Annotated in this window: 18 protein-coding genes, 1 pseudogene and 1 riboswitch; of the genes and pseudogenes, 14 read left to right on the top strand and 5 right to left on the bottom strand. The window is 65.8% G+C overall.

The window, feature by feature from the left end; genetic code table 11:
* Positions 1 to 213: 213 nt before the first annotated feature.
* Both KEC55_RS25335 and imm45 read left to right on the top strand, forming a co-directional pair.
* Positions 214 to 774, top strand: a pseudogene (locus tag KEC55_RS25335) (ShlB/FhaC/HecB family hemolysin secretion/activation protein); the annotation flags it as partial.
* A gap of 791 nt (positions 775 to 1,565) precedes the next feature.
* Complete coding sequence (gene imm45, locus KEC55_RS25330) at positions 1,566 to 1,892, top strand: Imm45 family immunity protein (protein WP_282507868.1); 327 nt, start codon at positions 1,566 to 1,568, stop codon at positions 1,890 to 1,892.
* Between the two features lie 226 nt (positions 1,893 to 2,118).
* On the opposite strand, the gene KEC55_RS25325 is transcribed toward imm45, so the two are convergent.
* Both KEC55_RS25325 and KEC55_RS25320 read right to left on the bottom strand, forming a co-directional pair.
* Positions 2,119 to 2,487 (bottom strand): hypothetical protein, encoded by a 369-nt coding sequence (locus tag KEC55_RS25325; RefSeq protein WP_282507867.1) that lies wholly within the window; start codon positions 2,485 to 2,487, stop codon positions 2,119 to 2,121.
* Positions 2,488 to 2,510: 23 nt separating this feature from the next.
* Positions 2,511 to 2,906, bottom strand: a complete 396-nt coding sequence (locus KEC55_RS25320) for a winged helix-turn-helix transcriptional regulator (RefSeq protein ID WP_282507866.1) — start codon at positions 2,904 to 2,906, stop codon at positions 2,511 to 2,513.
* 136 nt (positions 2,907 to 3,042) lie between these two features.
* On the opposite strand from KEC55_RS25320, the gene KEC55_RS25315 reads away from it, so the two are divergent.
* The 6 genes from KEC55_RS25315 (at position 3,043) to KEC55_RS25290 (ending at position 10,603) form a co-directional block, all read left to right on the top strand.
* The gene (locus KEC55_RS25315; RefSeq protein WP_282507865.1) at positions 3,043 to 3,675 is read left to right on the top strand and encodes a glutathione S-transferase C-terminal domain-containing protein; all 633 of its coding nucleotides are present in this window, start codon (positions 3,043 to 3,045) and stop codon (positions 3,673 to 3,675) included.
* A 75-nt stretch (positions 3,676 to 3,750) separates the two neighbouring features.
* Positions 3,751 to 4,143, top strand: coding sequence for a hypothetical protein (locus KEC55_RS25310; protein ID WP_282507864.1), 393 nt, complete (start codon positions 3,751 to 3,753; stop codon positions 4,141 to 4,143).
* Between the two features lie 91 nt (positions 4,144 to 4,234).
* The gene (locus KEC55_RS25305; protein ID WP_282507863.1) at positions 4,235 to 5,527 is read left to right on the top strand and encodes a TolC family protein; all 1,293 of its coding nucleotides are present in this window, start codon (positions 4,235 to 4,237) and stop codon (positions 5,525 to 5,527) included.
* A gap of 11 nt (positions 5,528 to 5,538) precedes the next feature.
* Positions 5,539 to 7,035, top strand: coding sequence for an efflux RND transporter periplasmic adaptor subunit (locus tag KEC55_RS25300; protein WP_282507862.1), 1,497 nt, complete (start codon positions 5,539 to 5,541; stop codon positions 7,033 to 7,035).
* Positions 7,032 to 10,238, top strand: coding sequence for an efflux RND transporter permease subunit (locus tag KEC55_RS25295; RefSeq protein ID WP_282507861.1), 3,207 nt, complete (start codon positions 7,032 to 7,034; stop codon positions 10,236 to 10,238). Before KEC55_RS25300 ends, KEC55_RS25295 begins: the two co-directional genes overlap by 4 nt.
* Complete coding sequence (locus KEC55_RS25290; protein WP_282507860.1) at positions 10,235 to 10,603, top strand: copper-binding protein; 369 nt, start codon at positions 10,235 to 10,237, stop codon at positions 10,601 to 10,603. The genes KEC55_RS25295 and KEC55_RS25290 overlap by 4 nt, the downstream gene beginning before the upstream one ends.
* A gap of 100 nt (positions 10,604 to 10,703) precedes the next feature.
* Here KEC55_RS25290 and KEC55_RS25285 read toward each other — a convergent pair whose 3' ends face one another.
* Positions 10,704 to 11,714, bottom strand: coding sequence for a sodium:calcium antiporter (locus tag KEC55_RS25285; RefSeq protein ID WP_282507859.1), 1,011 nt, complete (start codon positions 11,712 to 11,714; stop codon positions 10,704 to 10,706).
* Positions 11,715 to 11,788: 74 nt separating this feature from the next.
* Positions 11,789 to 11,963: riboswitch (yybP-ykoY riboswitch) on the bottom strand.
* 120 nt (positions 11,964 to 12,083) lie between these two features.
* Between KEC55_RS25285 and KEC55_RS25280 the strand changes: the two genes are divergently transcribed.
* The 3 genes from KEC55_RS25280 to KEC55_RS25270 are packed head-to-tail and all read left to right on the top strand — an operon-like array spanning position 12,084 to position 13,582.
* The gene (locus KEC55_RS25280) at positions 12,084 to 12,359 is read left to right on the top strand and encodes a metal/formaldehyde-sensitive transcriptional repressor (RefSeq protein ID WP_176051454.1); all 276 of its coding nucleotides are present in this window, start codon (positions 12,084 to 12,086) and stop codon (positions 12,357 to 12,359) included.
* A gap of 12 nt (positions 12,360 to 12,371) precedes the next feature.
* The gene (gene dmeF / locus KEC55_RS25275; protein WP_282507858.1) at positions 12,372 to 13,394 is read left to right on the top strand and encodes a CDF family Co(II)/Ni(II) efflux transporter DmeF; all 1,023 of its coding nucleotides are present in this window, start codon (positions 12,372 to 12,374) and stop codon (positions 13,392 to 13,394) included.
* Positions 13,395 to 13,396: 2 nt separating this feature from the next.
* On the top strand, positions 13,397 to 13,582 hold the full coding sequence (locus KEC55_RS25270) for a DUF1289 domain-containing protein (protein WP_176051456.1): 186 nt from the start codon (positions 13,397 to 13,399) through the stop codon (positions 13,580 to 13,582).
* 82 nt (positions 13,583 to 13,664) lie between these two features.
* On the opposite strand, the gene KEC55_RS25265 is transcribed toward KEC55_RS25270, so the two are convergent.
* Together KEC55_RS25265 and KEC55_RS25260 are read right to left on the bottom strand one after the other, a co-directional pair.
* A complete protein-coding gene (locus KEC55_RS25265) occupies positions 13,665 to 15,083 on the bottom strand; it encodes a heavy metal sensor histidine kinase (protein WP_282507857.1) in 1,419 nt (472 codons plus the stop codon).
* Positions 15,080 to 15,751: a heavy metal response regulator transcription factor gene (locus KEC55_RS25260; RefSeq protein WP_282507856.1), complete on the bottom strand. Its 672-nt coding sequence runs from the start codon at positions 15,749 to 15,751 to the stop codon at positions 15,080 to 15,082. Before KEC55_RS25260 ends, KEC55_RS25265 begins: the two co-directional genes overlap by 4 nt.
* Before the next feature lie 267 nt (positions 15,752 to 16,018).
* Between KEC55_RS25260 and KEC55_RS25255 the strand changes: the two genes are divergently transcribed.
* From KEC55_RS25255 to KEC55_RS25245, 3 genes are all read left to right on the top strand, one after another.
* The gene (locus KEC55_RS25255; protein WP_282507855.1) at positions 16,019 to 16,375 is read left to right on the top strand and encodes a hypothetical protein; all 357 of its coding nucleotides are present in this window, start codon (positions 16,019 to 16,021) and stop codon (positions 16,373 to 16,375) included.
* Between the two features lie 88 nt (positions 16,376 to 16,463).
* Entirely contained in the window at positions 16,464 to 16,736 is a 273-nt protein-coding gene (locus tag KEC55_RS25250; RefSeq protein ID WP_282507854.1) for a hypothetical protein, read from the top strand.
* Positions 16,733 to 18,235, top strand: a complete 1,503-nt coding sequence (locus KEC55_RS25245) for a TolC family protein (protein WP_282507853.1) — start codon at positions 16,733 to 16,735, stop codon at positions 18,233 to 18,235. The genes KEC55_RS25250 and KEC55_RS25245 overlap by 4 nt, the downstream gene beginning before the upstream one ends.

The following is an 18,235-nucleotide window of genomic DNA, read 5'->3' as shown; positions in this document are numbered from 1 at the left end:
GATCAGATTCAGTTTGATCGCGATTGACATCGCGGCAATGTATGTCGCGGTGAAGTTCATTCCGCCGTCGATTCTCGGAGGATCGTGTTGTTGGCCGGCTTCGGGACGGCGCTGGTCGGCGGGTTCACAAGCCGTGCTGCGATGTTGAAGATCAAGCCATTCGACAACAGCTACAGGAAGGCGCGCGATAGCTATAAGACGAACGACGGCGAAGGCGAAAACAAATCGGTCGTCGCATCGATCGACAACTCGGGTACGCGCGCGACGGGCCGCCTTCAGGGCAATTTGTCTTTCGGTATCGACAATCCCCTAGGCCTAAACGATATCTTCAACATCGGCGTGAGCCAGGATCTCGAATTTGGAGACAAGCTGCTCGGCTCGCACAGCTGGAACGGCTTCTATTCGATCCTGTGGGGCTACTGGACCGCGACGCAGTCCGCGTACGCAAACACGTACTACCAGCAGATCGCTGGTGTGAACCAAACGTTCATCGCGAGCGGCAATTCGAAAACCGTCGATTTCAAGCTAAACCGCGTGTTGTCGCGCAGCCAGAATGACGTGTTTGGTGCGCAATTTCGATTGTCGCGTCGATTCGGGCAAAGCTTCATCGAGGATACCGAAATTCCCCAGCAGTGCCGCAACAACATGTTCGTCGAATTTGGCCTGACCGATCGCCACTACTTTGGTATTGCACAGTTCGACGGGACGCTCGCATATCGGCAAGGCATCGGCGCGTTAGGCGCGCGGGACGACAGCCTCGCAGCCGACGGTGGTTGCAGGCGCGGCTGCCAGCAGCCAGAGTTGTGGCGCGGGCGCAATGGGGGCGACGGCGAGCTTCGCGTTAGGCAGTCTGCTTGCGCCTTCAACGAACCTGTCTGCGTCGGAGCGCGAAGCGCGCGCCAATCTGGTGGCCAGCCTGATTGCGGGCATCGAGACAATGTCGGGGCAGAATGTAGCAACCGCGACCAGTGCTGGCAATATCGAGGTTGAGAACAATCAGGTCGCGCCGATGTCCCGGTTCGCGGCTGGCTCGCTCGATTCAAACTACCGGGGTACAAGGGCGAGACGGCAGGCAAGGGCGACGGCGTGATTGCCGATCCGGCGACAGAGCTTGATTCGGGTGCGAAGGCAGGAGGGCTGGTGACTCCGAATCCGGGGCCGCAGCAATTTGGGGAGCTAATCACATCGGCCACACCGGATTCGCTCAGGCAGATTGTACAGGCCGTTGTAAATTCGGTTGAAGGGGATTCTGGTGATAAGTCTGCTCGTGATTCGTTTGAGAAGTCACTTGTTACCCTTCCCCCGGGTGAGCGAGTTGCACAAGTGAAGCAGACTGCTCAAGCAGTCGCGGCGGATAATGGTTGGAAAAATAATTCTTAGCTTAGTCGTATTAATGGATGAGATGTATATCGATCGGATGATGGAGCTTTACATGCTGTTGACTCTCAATACGGTCGCTTTGAGATGGTGAATGGGAGAACGGGGCATATGGGTGAAATCAGCAGGCTTGAGCTTAAACCTACAAAGCCGGCGGATATGTCGGGGCGACTTGATCTGGAATTGAAATGATGAATTGGATAAGGTTAACTGAGAGCTCGGACTTCTTTTTAAAGCGAGGTGCGTTACTTCGTTTTGCCGCAGGAAAACCATTTGAAAGTCGCGTGGTGATGATGGTCTGTGAAGCGCCAGGTGAAACTGGAAGACTTGGCCTTATCACGGTTAGTGGTTATAAGGCTGGAATAAATTGTTATGTAGTATTCCCGGAGCAACCTAATTCGGATTGTATATCGAATCAATGGCTTATCGACAACTGGCAGCTTTGGGTCTGGCCCGGCGGCGATGTTAATGAGGTGGAGGTGCGTGATTCGCTGGATGAATCGGAGATCGCGTAAAGGGGGCGGTGAGCGAGGGCCGGAGCAATCAAATGCGATGCAGTGGAAGAAGATCATAAGCCGCGACGCTGTGAACGTGAGCAGCGGTTTGGCCGCATGCGCGGCGGAGGCCAGCGTTGCGCACGCGGCGAGCAGCAGTGCGGCAACGCGTGGAAACGGTTGGAGTGGCAAGGTGCGCGTCATGAGCGGTTATCGGCGTGAACGGAGGGAGTGCGCGGCCAATCGGTCAGCCGCGCGAGCTGTCGTCCTGAAAGCCGTCCTTGCCGACGAAGATCTCCTTCAGCGCGGCGCGCAGCGTGACCGGATCGTACTGGCCGGGTGCGAGATGGATGACGTAACGCGTTTGGCCGTCGAGACGCGCGGCGATGCCCGGTTCGATCTCGACGTCGATCGTATCGTCCGTCAGTCGCACCGACAGATCCTTGACGCGCCAGTTGATCTGGTCGCGCACCATCACTTCGATCAGCGCGTCGTCCGGAAAGCGCGACAGCGCGAAGCAATAATCCTGCTCCGCATCGTGACAGTAGATGTTGGCGAAGCTTTCGTCGTCGTCGAGGTCGGACGTCGCCGCGCCGACGGTAGCGTGAAGTTCCATGAACGTAGGTTCCTGCGTATGGGTTATCTGGGGTTACCGGGGCAATCGGGTTGCATTTCGATCGCCACTTCGAGCGTCGCGCCGGTATCGCACGTCGCATCGACATCGCGCGCTTTCAGCCACAGCCCGAATTCGCGCATCACGTCGACCACGGGCCGCAGCCGGTCACCGTCCGCGGTCAGATCGTACTCGACACGCACCGGCACTTCCGGATAGACGGTCCGTCGCACGAGCCCTGCATCCTCCAGTGCGCGCAGGTCGAGCGTCAGCATGCGTTGCGAGATGCCCGGCATGTCGCGGCGCAGGTCGCTGAAACGCCTCGGCCCGTCGAGCAGATACGACACCAGCAACAGCCGCCAGCGGCCGCCGAGCAGGCGCATCGCTTCTTCAACGGAACATCCTGTCGCACTCGTTTTCATCGTGCTGAACCCTGGTCGGTAAATTTTTTGTGACTACGGCACAAACGACTGCCGTCTTCTCAGCGCTGCGCCGATGCGAGATATTAGCGCCCGCGTCGCGGCGAATCGATACATGGACAACCCACGAAGGAAACGCATGAAGCTCTATCACGCTCCCGGCAGCTGTTCGCAGGCGATCTGCATCGTGCTGCGCGAAGGCAATATCGACGCGGAGATCGTCAAGGTCGACGCACGCAAGCATGTCGTCGAAGACGGCCGCAACTACTACGACGTGACCGACCTCGGCTACGTGCCGCTGCTCGAACTCGCCGATGGCACGATACTGCGCGAAGGCCCGGTGATCTCGCAGTATCTCGCGGACCAGCGCCCGGAAGCCGCGCTCGCACCGGCTTACGGCACGCTCGCGCGCTACCGGCTGATGGAATGGCTCAACTTCCTCGGCACCGAGATCCACAAGGGGTTCATTCCGCTGCTGTATGCGGTGCAGGCCGGGAAGTACGTGGAGCCCGTCCGGCAGAAGCTCGACAGCCGCTTCGCATGGATCGACCGCCAGCTCGAAGGCCGGACGTTCCTGACGGGCGATACGTTCACGGTCGCCGATGCCTATCTGTTCGCGCTCACCGGCTGGGGCAAGGCCGACTGGATGCGCTCGGTGTACCACGCGGATATCGACCTGAGCCGGCACGCGCATCTGCGCGCGTGGTACGAGCGCGTGCGCGCGCGGCCGGCCGTGCAGGCCGTGCTGGCGGCGGACAACCTGCTGAAGTAATGCGCGGCGGCGGCGCGTCATTCCGCCGTATCGACGCGCCGCCACGCAGCAATCGGCCGCGCTATAATCGCGGCCATGAAATGGCTTCGGACCTTCATCCTGCTGCTGCTCTGCGCGGTGCTGCCCATCAGTGGGCTGGCAGCCAGCGGCCTGACCGGTGAATGTCCGATGCAGCACACGATGTCGATGGATTCGGACACCGGCATGAACATGGCCATGTCCGCCGACATGAGCGACTGCGATTCGATGCAGCCGTCATCCGCCGATCACGCGAAGGCCAAAGCCAAGGCCAAGGGCATGGCCTGCAAGGTGACGGCCCAATGCCAGTTCGGCAGTCTCTATCACCCGGCCGCGCGCACCGACGTCAGCCGTCCCGCTGCATTCGCCAGCACGATCGTCTTCCACTACACGCAGTCCGTCCCGGTCCGCGACCCGAGCGGGTTGTGGCGCCCTCCACGCATCAGCTGATCCCGATCTGACCGGTTCACCGCCCACGCGGTGAGGTTCGTCCTGTGCGCAGGACGTGGAATCCCTTTGGGTTCCGACTTGGGGTTACACCATGTCATTCGATTTCAGCACGCCGCGTACGCGGCGTGCGCGCCGGCGCGCGCCTATGCTTTGGGCGGCGCTGCTGGTGGCGGGCGCGGTTCACGCGCAGCAGCCACCCTTTACGCTGGACGCCGCGCTGCAGTCCGCCACCGATCATTCCGCTTCGATGCAGGCCGCGCAGGCTTCCGTGCTCGCGCGTTCCGAAGCGGCCGTCCGGGCCGGCCAATTGCCGGACCCGATGCTCAAGGCCGGCATCGACAACCTGCCGGTCAACGGCGGTCAGCGCTTCACCGTCGGCCAGGACTTCATGACGATGCGCCGTATCGGCATCGAGCAGGAGTGGGTGTCCGGCGACAAGCGGCGGCTACGTACGGCGCTCGCCAACGAGCAGGTCGGCCGCGAGCACGCGGGCTATCTCGCGCAACTCGCCGCCGTGCGCCAGCAGACCGCGACGGCGTGGCTCGATGCCGTCTACGCGAAGCAGGCGCTCGCGCTCCAGCAGGCGTTGCTCGGTCACATGAACCACGAACTCGAGGCGACGCAGGCGTCGTATCGCGGCGCGAAGGCGAGCGCGGGCGACGTCGTGCAGGCGCGCGCGATGCTCGCGCAAACGCAGGATCAGGTGCTCAAGGCGCAGCAGGCGTATCGCACCGCGCTCATCGCGCTGGCCCGCTGGACGGCCGTTCCGGTGGCCGACGTGACGGGAGCGCCGCCCGCGCCGGAATCCTTCGTGTCGTCGCTGCCGCCGGACGAACTGCGCCTGTCGCAGCCCGCGCTGGTCGCCGCGGCGGACGACATCGCAGTGGCCGAGGCCGACACGGCGGTCGCGAACAGCGAGCGCAGCCCGAACTGGACGTGGGAGATCGCGTACCAGCAGCGCGGCGGCGCGTATTCGAACATGGTGTCGGTCGGCGTCTCGATCCCGCTGCCGCTCAATCGCAAGAACCGCCAGAATCGCGACGTCGCCGAGAAGGCCGCGCTCGAGACGAAGGCGCGCCTGATGTACGAGGACACGCTACGTCAGGTGCAGGCCGATATCCGTACGCAATCCGAAACGCTGGCAAGCGGCCGCGAACGCATCGCGAACCTGAGCACCGCGCTGCTGCCTGCCGCCGATCAGCGCGTGCAACTCGCGACGGCCGCGTACCGGGCCGGCACCGGGGCGCTCGCCGACACGTTCGCCGCGCGGCGCGCGCAACTCGATGCGCAGTTGCGGGTGCTGGATCTCAGGCGCGACGTGTCGCAGACCTGGGCGCAGCTCGAATATCAGGTTGTACCGTCGGCGATGGCCGCCGCGCAGTGAAGGAGATCACCATGACCAAGCAATCACTGGCGCGCGCGGCGCTGATGGCGTTCGCCGGCGCGGCGCTCGCCGGCGCCGGCTATGTCGCGGGCGTCCGCCATGCGGCGGGCGGCGCGGCGACGAGCGCGCACGATCCGCAAGCAGCACGCAAGGTGCTGTACTGGCACGACCCGATGGTACCGAACCAGCACTTCGATAAACCGGGCAAATCGCCGTTCATGGACATGCAGTTGCAGCCCGTCTATGCGGACGAAGGCGGCAATGCCTCGGGCATCCGGATCGATCCGGGCCTGCAGCAGAACCTCGGCATTCGTTATGCGGCCGTCCGCCGGCAGCAGACGGCGGCAGGCTTCGACGCGGTGGGCACCACGCAGTTCGACGAATCGCGCGCGGACGTCGTGCAGTCGCGCGTCACGGGCTATATCGACCGTCTGTACGCGCGGGCGCCGATGCAGCACATCGCGAAGGGCGCACCGGTCGCGTCGCTGTTCGTGCCCGACTGGCTCGCGCCGCAGGAAGAGTATCTCGCGCTGAGGCGCGGTGGAATGGACGGCAGCCTGCTCGATGCGGCACGCGCACGGATGCGGGCGCTGTCGATTCCGGACGGCATGATCGCGGCGCTCGATCGCACGGGCCGCGCGCAGACGCATGTCGTGCTCGCCGCGCCGGAAACGGGCGTCGTGAGCGAGCTGAACGTGCGCGACGGCGCGATGGTCGCACCCGGTCAGACGCTCGCGAAGATCGCCGGGCTGTCGACGCTGTGGCTGATCGTCGAGGTGCCGGAAGCGCTTGCGCTGAACGTACAGCCGGGGATGTCGGTCGACGCGACGTTCGCGGGCGATCCGGCGCGGCATTTCAGCGGACGGATTCGCGAGGTGCTGCCCGGCATCAGCACCGGCAGCCGTACGCTGCAGGCGCGCGTGGAGATCGACAACGCAGCGCTGAAGCTCACGCCCGGCATGCTGATGCGCGTGCGCGTCGCCGCGAAGGACGCGGTGTCGCGCCTGCTCGTGCCGTCCGAGGCCGTGATCGCGACCGGCAAGCGCACGATCGTCATCGTGAAGGACGGCGACGGCCGGCTTCAACCGGTATCGGTCACGGTCGGCAACGACGTCGGCGGCGATACGGAAGTGCTCGACGGGTTGCACGAAGGCGACACGGTCGTCGCGTCGGGGCAGTTCCTGATCGATTCGGAAGCCAGCCTGAAAAGCGTGCTGCCGCGGCTGGAACGCGCGGCGGGAGCAAGCGCGGCAGCATCCGCCACGGCGGCCGCCGCGCCGGTCTATGAAACCACCGGCAAGGTCGAGAAGGTTACGGCCGACGACATCACGTTCTCGCATCAACCGGTGCCGGCGCTCGGCTGGGGTGCGATGACGATGGCGTTCGGCAAGCCCACGGCCCGGGCATTCCCGGACGTGAAGCCGGGCCAGACCGTGCGTTTCGCGTTCATGCAGACCGACGACGGCTACCGGCTGACGAAGGTCGAGCCGCAGGGGGGCGAACGATGATCGCGCGCATCATTCTCTGGTCGGTCCGGAACCGCTTCCTCGTGCTGCTGGCCACCGTGCTGATCGCGGCATGGGGCGTTCATTCGCTGCGCCAGACGCCGCTCGACGCATTGCCCGACCTGTCGGACACGCAGGTGATCGTGAAGGCGTCTTATCCGGGCAAGGCGCCTCAGGTCGTTGAGGATCAGGTCACCTATCCGTTGACGACGACGCTGCTCGGCGTACCGGGCGCGAAAACCGTGCGCGCGTACTCGTCGTTCGGCGACGCGTTCGTCTACGTGCTGTTCGACGACCACACCGATCCATACTGGGCGCGCTCGCGCGTGCTCGAGTACCTGAGCCAGGTGCAGAGCCGGCTGCCGGCCGGCGCGACCGTGTCGCTCGGGCCCGATGCGACCGGCGTCGGCTGGGTGTACGAGTACGCGCTCGTCGATCGCACCGGCCATCACGATCTCGGGCAACTGCGCGCGCTCAACGACTGGTTCCTGAAGTTCGAGCTGAAGGCGGTGCCGGACGTCTCGGAAGTCGCGAGCATCGGCGGCATGGTGCGCCAGTACCAGGTCGTGCTCGATCCCGACAAGCTGCGCGCCTACGGCATCACGCAGGCCGCGGTTGCGGATGCGCTGCGTCAGGCCAACCAGGAATCCGGCGGCTCGGTCGTCGAGCTGGCCGAGTCGGAGTACATGGTGCGTTCGTCCGGCTACCTGCGCACGCTCGATGACTTCCGCCATGTCGTGCTGCGCACCGACGACGCGGGTACGCCCGTGCTGCTCGGCGACGTCGCGCGCATCCAGGTCGGCCCGGCGATGCGACGCGGGATCGCCGAATTGAACGGGCAGGGCGAGGTGGCGGGCGGCGTCGTCGTGATGCGCTCGGGCAAGAACGCACTGACGACGATCGATGCGGTGAAGGCGAAGCTCGCCGGCCTGAAGCGTTCGCTGCCGCCCGGCGTCGAGATCGTCACGACCTACGATCGTTCGCAACTGATCGAGCGCGCGGTCGGCAACCTGAAGGACAAGCTGATCGAGGAATTCGTCATCGTCGGGATCGTCTGCGCGGTGTTCCTGTTCCATCTGCGCAGCGCGTTCGTCGCGATCCTGTCGCTGCCGCTCGGCGTGCTGGCCGCGTTCATCGTGATGCGCTACCAGGGCGTGAACGCGAACCTGATGTCGCTCGGGGGGATCGCGATCGCGATCGGCGCGATGATCGACGCGGCGATCGTGATGATCGAGAACGCGCACAAGCATCTGGAAGCGTACGACCACGCGCATCCGGGCGAACCGCTCACGGTCGCGCGCCGCTGGGAGCTCGTTGCGGCGTCGGCGGCGGAAGTCGGGCCCGCGCTGTTCTTCTCGCTGCTGATCATCACGCTGTCGTTCATTCCGGTGTTTTCGCTGGAAGGGCAGGAGGGCAAGCTGTTCGCGCCGCTGGCGTTCACGAAAACCTACACGATCGCCGCGGCCGCCGGGTTGTCGGTCACGCTGGTGCCGGTGCTGATGGGCTATCTCGTGCGCGGCCGCATTCCGCACGAGCACGCGAACCCGATCAACCGCGTGCTGATCCGCCTGTACCGACCGCTGCTCGAGGCGACGCTGCGGCGCCCGTGGTTCGCGATCGGCGTCGCGGTCGTCGCGCTCGTGCTGACGGCCGTGCCGTTGTCGCGGCTCGGCGGCGAATTCATGCCGCCGCTCGACGAAGGCGACCTGCTGTACATGCCGACCGCGCTGCCGGGCATTTCGGCGGACAAGGCGAGCGAGCTGCTGCAGCAGACCGACCGGCTGATCAAGACCGTGCCCGAGGTCGACACGGTGTTCGGCAAATCGGGTCGCGCCGATACCGCGACCGATCCCGCACCGCTCGAGATGTTCGAGACGACGATTCGCTTCAAGCCGCGCAGCGCGTGGCGGCCCGGCATGACGCCGGAGAAGCTCGTCGACGAACTCGACCGGACGGTGAAGGTGCCGGGCCTGTCGAACGTGTGGGTGCCGCCGATCCGCAACCGGCTCGACATGCTGTCCACCGGGATCAAGACGCCGGTCGGCGTGAAGATTTCCGGGCCTGACCTGGCCGGCATCGACGCGATCGCGAAGCAGGTCGAGGCCGCGGTGAAGCCCGTGCCGGGTGTCACCTCCGCGCTCGCTGAGCGGCTGAACGGCGGCCGCTACATCGACGTCGACATCGACCGGCTCGCCGCCGCGCGCTACGGGCTGTCGGTGGCCGATATCCAGTCGGTCGTGTCGTCGGCGGTCGGCGGCGACGATGTCGGTGAAGTGATCGCGGGGCGCGAGCGCTTTCCGATCAACATCCGCTATCCGCGCGAGATCCGCGATTCGCTCGAGAACCTGCGGCAACTGCCGGTCGTCACCGCGCGCGGCGCGCAGATCCGCCTCGGCGACGTCGCGCGCATCGACATCGCCGACGGGCCGCCGATGATTCGCAGCGAGAACGCGCGGCTGTCCGGCTATGTGTACGTCGATCTTCGCGGCGTCGACCTGAGCACGGCGGTCCGTGCAATGCAGCAGGCCGTCGCGCAACAGGTCGCGTTGCCGCCCGGCTATTCGATCGCGTGGTCGGGGCAGTTCGAGTATCTCGAACGCGCGGCGGCGACGTTGCGCACCGTCGTGCCCGTCACGCTCGTCGTGATCTTCGTACTGCTGTTCCTCACGTTCGACTCGGCGGCCGATGCGCTGCTGCTGATGTCGACGGTGCCGTTCGCGCTGGTCGGCGGCTTCTGGCTCGTGTGGGCGCTCGGTCACGCGGTGTCGGTCGCGACGTCGGTCGGCTTCATCGCGCTCGCGGGCGTGGCCGCCGAGTTCGGCGTCGTGATGCTGCTGTACCTGAAGGGCGCGCTGCAGCGCCGGCTCGATGCCGGCGAACCGCTGACCGATGCGGTGCTGCTCGACGCGATCCGCGAAGGCGCGGTGCTGCGCGTGCGGCCGAAGGCGATGACGGTCGCCGTCGTGCTCGCCGGGCTCGTGCCGATCATGGTCGGTCACGGCGCCGGTTCCGAAGTCATGCAGCGTATCGCTGCGCCGATGGTCGGCGGCATGGTCACGGCGCCGCTGCTGTCGATGTTCGTCATTCCCGCCGCGTGGCTCCTGCTTCAGCGCCGTCGTGCGCGAAGCGCGGGCCGGGCGCGGCATTCCGATGCAGTTCTTTCCGGCACGAACGTGCCAACCATCCCAACCGGAGAATCACGATGAAGATGAATCAATTGATCGCCACCGCAACCGCCGTCGTCGCGCTCGGCGTTGCCGCCGTACCGGCGTTTGCCGCCGGCGAGATGTCGGGCATGGACATGTCCGGCATGAAGATGTCGTCGGACGGTGCGGCCGATTCGAATGCCGCGCTGACCGATGCCGAAGTGAAGAAGGTCGACGCCGCGAGCGGCAAGATCACGCTGAAGCACGGCGCCCTCGACAACGTCGGGATGCCGGCGATGACGATGGCGTTCAAGGCGAAGGACGCCGCGATGCTCGCGCACGCGCATGCGGGCGACAAGGTGAAGGTGCGGATCGAGAAGGTCGACGGCACGCTGACGATCGTCAAGCTCGTCAAGGGTTCCTGATCGTCCGGGGCGGGCGCAACCGTCGCCCGCATCCTGCACAGTGAAGCGCGCCGTGCCGACGTGTCCGTCGGCCGGCGCGCCCGGTCATGGCGTCAGTACGTCAGCGCGCCAGCGTCAGGACCAGATACCCGGCATAACCCGCGCCGTTCGCGAGCAACGCCCAGATCGCGAGCCCGCGCGTACGCGCGTTGAAGCGCAGCCAGGCGGCCGCCGCGAGCGTGATGATCACGCCGGTCAGCACTTCGGGGCGTGGCTCCCACGGCGTCAGCATGATGCCGATCGCCGGCAGCAGCGTACCCTGGAACACCATCGCGCCGGTGATGTTGCCGAACGCGAGCGTGTCCTTCTTGCGGCGGATCCACAGCACGCTGTTGACCTTCTCCGGTAGTTCGGTCGCGATCGGCACGATGATCAGCGACAGCAGCAGCGCCGAGATGCCGAGTACCTGCGACACGCCTTCCACGCCGTGAATGAAGCCTTTCGCTCCACCGATCAGCAGCGCAAGGCCGATCAGCAACTGCAGCGCGATCGTCGCAAGATTGGTCGGCAGGCCCACGCGCGACAGGAACATCGTGTGCGGCGCCTCGGTGCCGTGCCCGGCATCGACCAGCCGGGTCGACGCGCGGAACGTCATCACGACGTACATCACGTAGATGCCGACCAGCATCGCGGCGAGCAGTGCGCGCACGGCCCAGTTGTGATGCGGGACGAACATCGCCGCGGTCGCCAGCGAGAACGCGGCGAGGAAGTAGTTCATGTCGCGCACGAAGCCCGTGCGTTCCGGTGCGATCGTGCCGCGCAGCCCGCGCGAGCGGATCACGGCGAGTGTCATCAGGAACGTGGTGAGCGTCGCGAGCATCAGCGGTGCGCCGAGAATCGCGCCGACGCCGATTTCCTCGTTCACGGCCTGGTTCGCCGTGCCGCCGGCCAGGGCGAGCAGCGGCACCATCGTTTCGGGCAGCGCCGTGCCGACGGCCGCGAACAGCGAACCGGTCACGCCTTCGGAAATCTTCAGGCGTTCGCCGAGATGTTCGAGCGCATTGGTGAAGACCTCGGCCGCGATGAGGATGACGATCAGCATGAACGCCAGTTCGAGGAGCATGAAGGTCATGCGGCACCTCCGCTGGCACGTGGAGGGCGGGCGGGGGAGTGCGGGGACAAGACGGCGGGGAACATGGGGACTCCGTGGTCGGACGCTGACGAACCATGGCGCATCCGCCGACGTCCGACCAGGAACGACGCGATGCGCCCATGGTCTCGCCAGGCCGATCAGGCTGAACGCGCCACGGCCACAGGCCGAGTGTGTTGACGCGTTCGCTTTCCGGGGACGGAAAGCAGGCTACTCCCCAAAGACGAAGGGCAGTCTAGCCGAGCGGATTTCTTTCGACAAGCCTTCATCTCAAAAAAATATACCCCTCTCCCCTATAGGGGAAGCCTTCCGGATATATACTCCCCTTCCCTATTCAGGAGCCCGTCATCGATGAGCCATACCGTTCGTGAAAAACAGAAGTTGCTGAACCGCGTGCGTCGAATCAAGGGCCAGGTCGAGGCCATCGAGCGCGCGCTCGGGGACGAGCGCGGCTGCAACGAGGTCCTGCAATTGATCACGAGTTGCCGCGGCGCGATGAACGGGTTGCTGGCCGTCGTGCTGGAAGACCACATTCGCGAGCATCTGGTCGATGCGCACGAACCTGACGCACACGAAGGCAGCGCGACCGAGCAGCTGATCGACGTGGTGCATAGCTATTTCAAGTAATCAGGGCAGAGCATGAATTCTTTCCGGGATGACGCGTTCGGCGCGGGGCATGACCATATCTTCCTCGGCGATGCGCACGAGCAGAACGAACGGAAGACGTGGATGGTCATCGGCCTGTGCTCGGCGATGATGGTGGCCGAGATCGTCGGCGGCACGCTGTTCGGATCACTCGCGCTCGTAGCCGACGGGTTGCACATGTCGACGCACGCAGGCGCGATGCTGATCGCCGCGCTGGCCTATACCTATGCGCGCAAGCATGCGGACGATCCGCGCTTCGTGTTCGGCACCGGCAAGCTGGGCGACCTGGCCGGCTTCACGAGCGCGATCGTGCTGGCGATGATCGCGATCCTGATCGGCTACGAGGCGATTGCGCGTCTGCTGGCGCCCGTTCCCATTCATTTCGGCGAAGCGATTCCGATTGCCGTGCTGGGGCTCGCGGTGAACCTCGCCAGCGTGTGGCTGCTGAGCGGCGGCCATCACCATGGGCATGGCCATGGGCACGGTCATCATCATGGGCACGACCACGGTCACGACCACGATCATGATCACGACGATGATGACCATCACGCGCATCACGATCACGGTTCGCAAACGGCAGCCCATCGCGACCACAACATCCGGTCGGCCTACGTTCACGTGATCGCCGACGCGGCCGTGTCGGTGCTGGCCATCGTCGGCCTGCTGCTCGCCCGCGCTTTCGGCTGGGTCTGGATGGATCCCGTCGCGGGCATTATCGGCGCACTCGTGATCGCGAACTGGTCGTACGGGCTGATGCGCGATACGGGCGGCATCCTGCTCGACGTCAACGTCGATCGCAAGCTGGCGGCGCGCGTACGTCATGCGATCGAGGCGCTTGGCGACAAGGTCAACGATCTTCACGTGTGGCGTGTCGGCCCGGGCCACATGAGCGCGATCGTGTCGGTCGAGACCGTCGATACGGTGCGCGACGCGCGTTTCTACCATGCGCTGATCGAGGGTTTCGACGGCGTGTCGCACGTGACCGTCGAAGTGATGACGCCTGCGAAGGCGGCCTGACCGTGGCCGTGAAATCACCCTGTATCGAACTGTGCGCGTTTGACGGCCGGACGGGCTTTTGTGTCGGCTGCCTGCGCACGCGCGACGAGGCGCGTGACTGGAGGAAGATGACCGACCATCGCCGGCACCAGATACTGAACGACCGCAATCGTCGCCAGGCGAAAATCCGGCGCGAGCCGGGGGAGTGAAGGTGTTCGGCCGCAGGGGCCGTCGTGCGGTGTTTGGCGTCGCACCGGCCGTCATGTCGATGCGACCCGCGCGGCAAGCAGCTTACCCTTCTGCGCCGCGCGGAAAATAAAGCGCGAACGTCGTGCGCCCGTCGCGGCTCGCGACCTCGACCTTGCCGCGATGCAGCTCCATGATCGACTTCACGATCGCGAGCCCGAGGCCCGCATTGCGCGCCGCACCGTGCCGCGACGAATCGATGCGGTAGAAGCGCTCGAAGATCCGTTCGACTTGCTCGCGCGGAATCGCGGCGCCGCGATTCGTGACCTCGACGACCGCGTAATTCCCTTGTGCCGAAACGGCCAGCTCGATCGTCGACGCGGCTTCCGCGTGTTCGAGCGCATTCGACGCGAGGTTGCTCACCGCGCGCCGGAACAGCGTCGCGTCGGCCACGACCGGCGCTTCGCCGCGCACGTCGATGCGCACGCCGGCTTCGTCGGCGAGCGCCTGGAAATACGACGCGAGCCGGCGCAGCTCGCTGCCCGCGTCGAGTTCGGCGGTTTTCAGGTGCTGACGCGCATTGTCGGTGCGCGCGAGAAACAGCATGTTCTCGATCATCCGCTGCAGCCGTTCGCATTCCTCGATGTTCGAATCGATCAGCGCCTCGTATTCCTCGGTCGTGCGCGCACGCGACAGCGTGACCTGCGACGAGCTGATCACGTTCGCGAGCGGCGTGCGCATGTCGTGCGCGAGATCGGACGAGAACTGCGACAGCCGCACGAACGCGCGTTCGAGGCGGTCGAGCATCCGGTTGACCGACGTCGCGAGCTCGCGCAGCTCGACGGGGCCGCCGCGCGCATCGAGACGCGCGTTCAGGTTGTGCGCCTCGATGCGCGACGTCTGCCGGCCGAGGCTCTCGACCGGGCGCAGGCCTCGCGATGCGACCGCGTAGCCGAGCGCGCCGACCAGCAGCGCGCCGACGGCCGCCGCGAGCCAGATGTCGACGCGATAGCTTTCGAGCAGCGACTGGCGATCGGTCGCCGTGCGCGCGAGCGCGACCTGGATCGCTTCGCCGGATGGCAGCGTTGTGCGTGCATACACGCAGCGCGACGTGCCGATGCCCGGCGGAGAGCAGGTGAACGGGCTGCTGCTTCGGCCTGCGTTGCCTGCCGGATGCGGTGCGGTGATGACCGATACGAGCGTGTTGCCGGCCTCGTCGGAATGTTCGACCAGTGGCCGGTTCTGCGCGTCGTAGATGCCGAGATAGACACCCGGATGCGACAGCAGCACTTCATGAAACACGGCCGGATCGGCGCGCAGCGCGGCCGTCGATCCGCTGGCGTGCGCCAGCTGCAGGAACTGGTTGAGCTTGCCGGAGATCTCGATGTCGTCGCGCCGCGTGAGTTCGGCGGACAGCGAGCGGTACAGGTACGCGCCGGTCAGCGCGAACACGAGCGCGGCGACCACCGCGAACGCGACGGTCAGGCGCCGCAGCAGCGAATACGAAGCCGGGCTCGCGGTCACGAACGATCCTCGAGCACGTAGCCCATCCCGCGGATCGTGTGGATCAGCTTCTTCTCATAGGCGTTGTCGATCTTCGCGCGCAGGCGCTTGATCGCCGCATCGACGACGTTCGTGTCGCTGTCGAAATTCATGTCCCAGATCTGCGACGTGATGAAGGTGCGCGTCAGCACTTCGCCTTCGCGTTCGGCGAGCAGTTGCAGCAGCGCGAATTCCTGCGCGGTCAGGTCGATGCGGGTGTCGGCGCGCCGCACGCGGCGCTTGAGCAGGTCGATCTCGAGATCGGCGACGTGCAGGATGTCGCGCACGTTGCGCGGCGCGCGCCGCAGCAGCGAGCGGATGCGCGCGAGGAATTCGGCATACGCGAACGGCTTGAGCAGGTAATCGTCGGCGCCGAGTTCGAGGCCGGTCACCTTGTCCTCGATCGCCTCGCGGGCCGTGAGCAGCAGCACGGGTGTCTGCTTCTGCGCGCGCAGCCGCCTGAGCACCTCGAAGCCGTCCAGCTCCGGCAGCATCACGTCGAGCACGACGAGATCGAAATCCTCGTGCAGCGCGAGGAACAGCCCGTCCTTGCCGGTTTCCGCGATGTCGACCGTGTAGCTCGCCTCCATCAGCCCCTTTCGGAGGTACGACGCCATCTTGGGTTCATCTTCGACTATCAGTATCCGCATGGTGAGGCAGGCTGTCCGTGATTCCAGCCGGTCAGTGTAACGCCTGAGCTTAAGGCGCCGCGCGTGCGCGAAGGATGACTGCCGGATGACGGGATTGTCATGAAGCGTCCGTGTGCCGCATCTCCGCCTTTCATGAAAATCCGGTCATCTTTCGGCCATGTCGTCGTCACCGCGGCGGCGATAAGCTGCAGCCGTCTTGTCCCCCGGCACGCACCTTCATGGCGCCGCGCCGGCCCAACCGATCGTTGCCTGCCTGATTCCGCATCCATGTCGTACTGGCGCAAATTCCTCCTCGTCGTGCTGCTGGCGCTGAGCCTGCCGATCCAGTCGTTCGCGACTGTTTCGATGCAGTGCGAACGCGTTGCCGTCGCGCCGATGGAAGCGCCGTCGCACGCGATGCCGGCCGCGCAGGCGGGCCATCACGATCACGACGACCACGCACGGCATGCGTCGTCGTGTTCGGCGTGTGTGTCGTGCTGCTTCGGCACGGGCATGTCGGGTGCCGGAGCCGTGCCGGCCGTCGCGAGCGTCAGCGCCGCGATCGCCGCGCCGCCGCTTTCGGCCGTCGTCGTGTCGTTCCTGACCGGCGGCATCGACCGGCCGCCCCGCCGGATCTTCGTCTAGTCCCTGCCCGTGGCCGACAGGCCGCGACCTGCAATCCACGCTGGCGGCCGCACGCGGTCCGCCGGACGATTCACGACGAGACATTTTCATGCGACTGATCACTGCGGCGCTGTTGAGCGCGGCGGCCCTCGTGCCGTCGCTCGCGCCTGCGCAAACCCCATTACCCGATCCGGCGGACGCCGCCGCGTCGGTGCCGGACGTCACCGTGACGTCCGCATTCGACGGCTACCGGCCGTATCGCGACGACGCCGGCCCGGGCTGGAAACAACTGAACCGCGACGTGATGGAGCGGCCCGCGAAGCCCGGCCATGCGGCGCCCAATGGCGGTGCGCATTCGACGCACGGAGGGCCCGCGCAATGACGAACCTGGCGATATCGCCGAGGATCGGCGCGGCGGCGGTCGCGCTGGCGTTCCTCGCGGGCTGTACGACGTTTTCGAAGGACGGCGGGTTCGACGCCGTGTCGTCCGCCGCATCGGAACGGATTGGCAAAGACGCGGTGATCGTCAAGACCGATGCCGACCGCGAAGCCGTCGACACGCGCACGAAGGAACTGCTTGCGAAACCGCTGTCGATGGACGACGCGGTGCAGGTCGCGCTGCTGAACAACCGCGGCCTGCAGGCGTCGTACGCCGAACTCGGGCTGTCGGAGGCCGATCTCGTCCAGGCCGGCCGGCTGCCGAACCCGCGCTTCGCATTCAGCCGCACCCGTGCCGGCGACGGCGAGCTGACACTCGGCCGCACGTTCTCGGCGAACGTGTTCGCGTTGCTGACGATGCCGCTCGCGACGAACATCGAACGCCGTCGCTTCGAGCAGACCAAGCTCGAAACGGCCGACGCGATGCTGAAGGTGGCGGCCGACGCACGCCGCGCCTACGTGGAAGCCGTCGCCGCCGAGCAGGCCGCGAACTATGCGCAACAGGTGCGCGACGCCGCGAGCGCGGCGGCCGAACTTGCGCAGCGCATGCGGCAGGCCGGCAACTTCAGCCGCCTCGACTACGCGCGCGAACAGGCGTTTCATGCCGACGCGGTCGCGCAGCACGCGAAGGCGCGCCAGCAGGCCGTGGCAGCACGCGAGAAACTCACGCGCGCGATGGGGCTGTGGGGCGAGCGCACGCAATACGCGCTGCCCGAGCGCTTGCCCGACTTGCCGAAAGCGCGGCCGAACCTGCCCGATCTCGAACGCTTCGCGATGAGCAACCGCTTCGACATCCAGGCCGCGAAGCTGCAGACGCAGGGCGTCGCGTCGTCGCTCGGCCTCAGCAAGGCGACACGCTTCGTCAACGCGGTCGATCTCGGCTACGTGAACAACTACGAAACCGGCAAGGGCCACGAGCACGGCTACGAGATCAGCATCGAGATTCCGCTGTTCGACTGGGGCGGCGCGAAGGTCGCGCGCGCCGAGGCCATCTACATGCAGTCGGCGAACCGGCTCGCGAAGACGGCGATCGACGCACGCTCCGAAGTGCGCGAATCGTACGCGGCATACGTGACGAGTTACGACGTCGCGACGCACTACCGCGATGAAGTCGTGCCGCTGCGCAAGACGATCTCGGACGAGTTGCTGCTGCGCTACAACGGGATGCTCGCGAGCGTGTTCGAACTGCTGAGCGATGCGCGCGAACAGGTCGGTGCAGTGAACGGCTACATCGACGCGCTGAAGGACTACTGGCTCGCCGAGACCGATCTGCAGATGGCCGTCGGAGGCCGGTTGCCGTCGTCGGGTGCTGCGCCGCGCGCGACGCATTCCGCCGAACCGGCACCCGAATCCACTCCCAACGCCGATGCTGCCCCGCAGCCGGCTTCCACCCCCGCGGCGCAACCGGCGCCCGCGACGCAAACGCATCCGGAAGGTCATTGA

Source organism: Burkholderia cepacia (assembly GCF_029962485.1).
GTDB lineage: Bacteria > Pseudomonadota > Gammaproteobacteria > Burkholderiales > Burkholderiaceae > Burkholderia.
The sequence above is the reverse complement of the archived record's forward strand: the minus strand, read 5'-3'. Positions and strand labels throughout refer to the sequence as shown.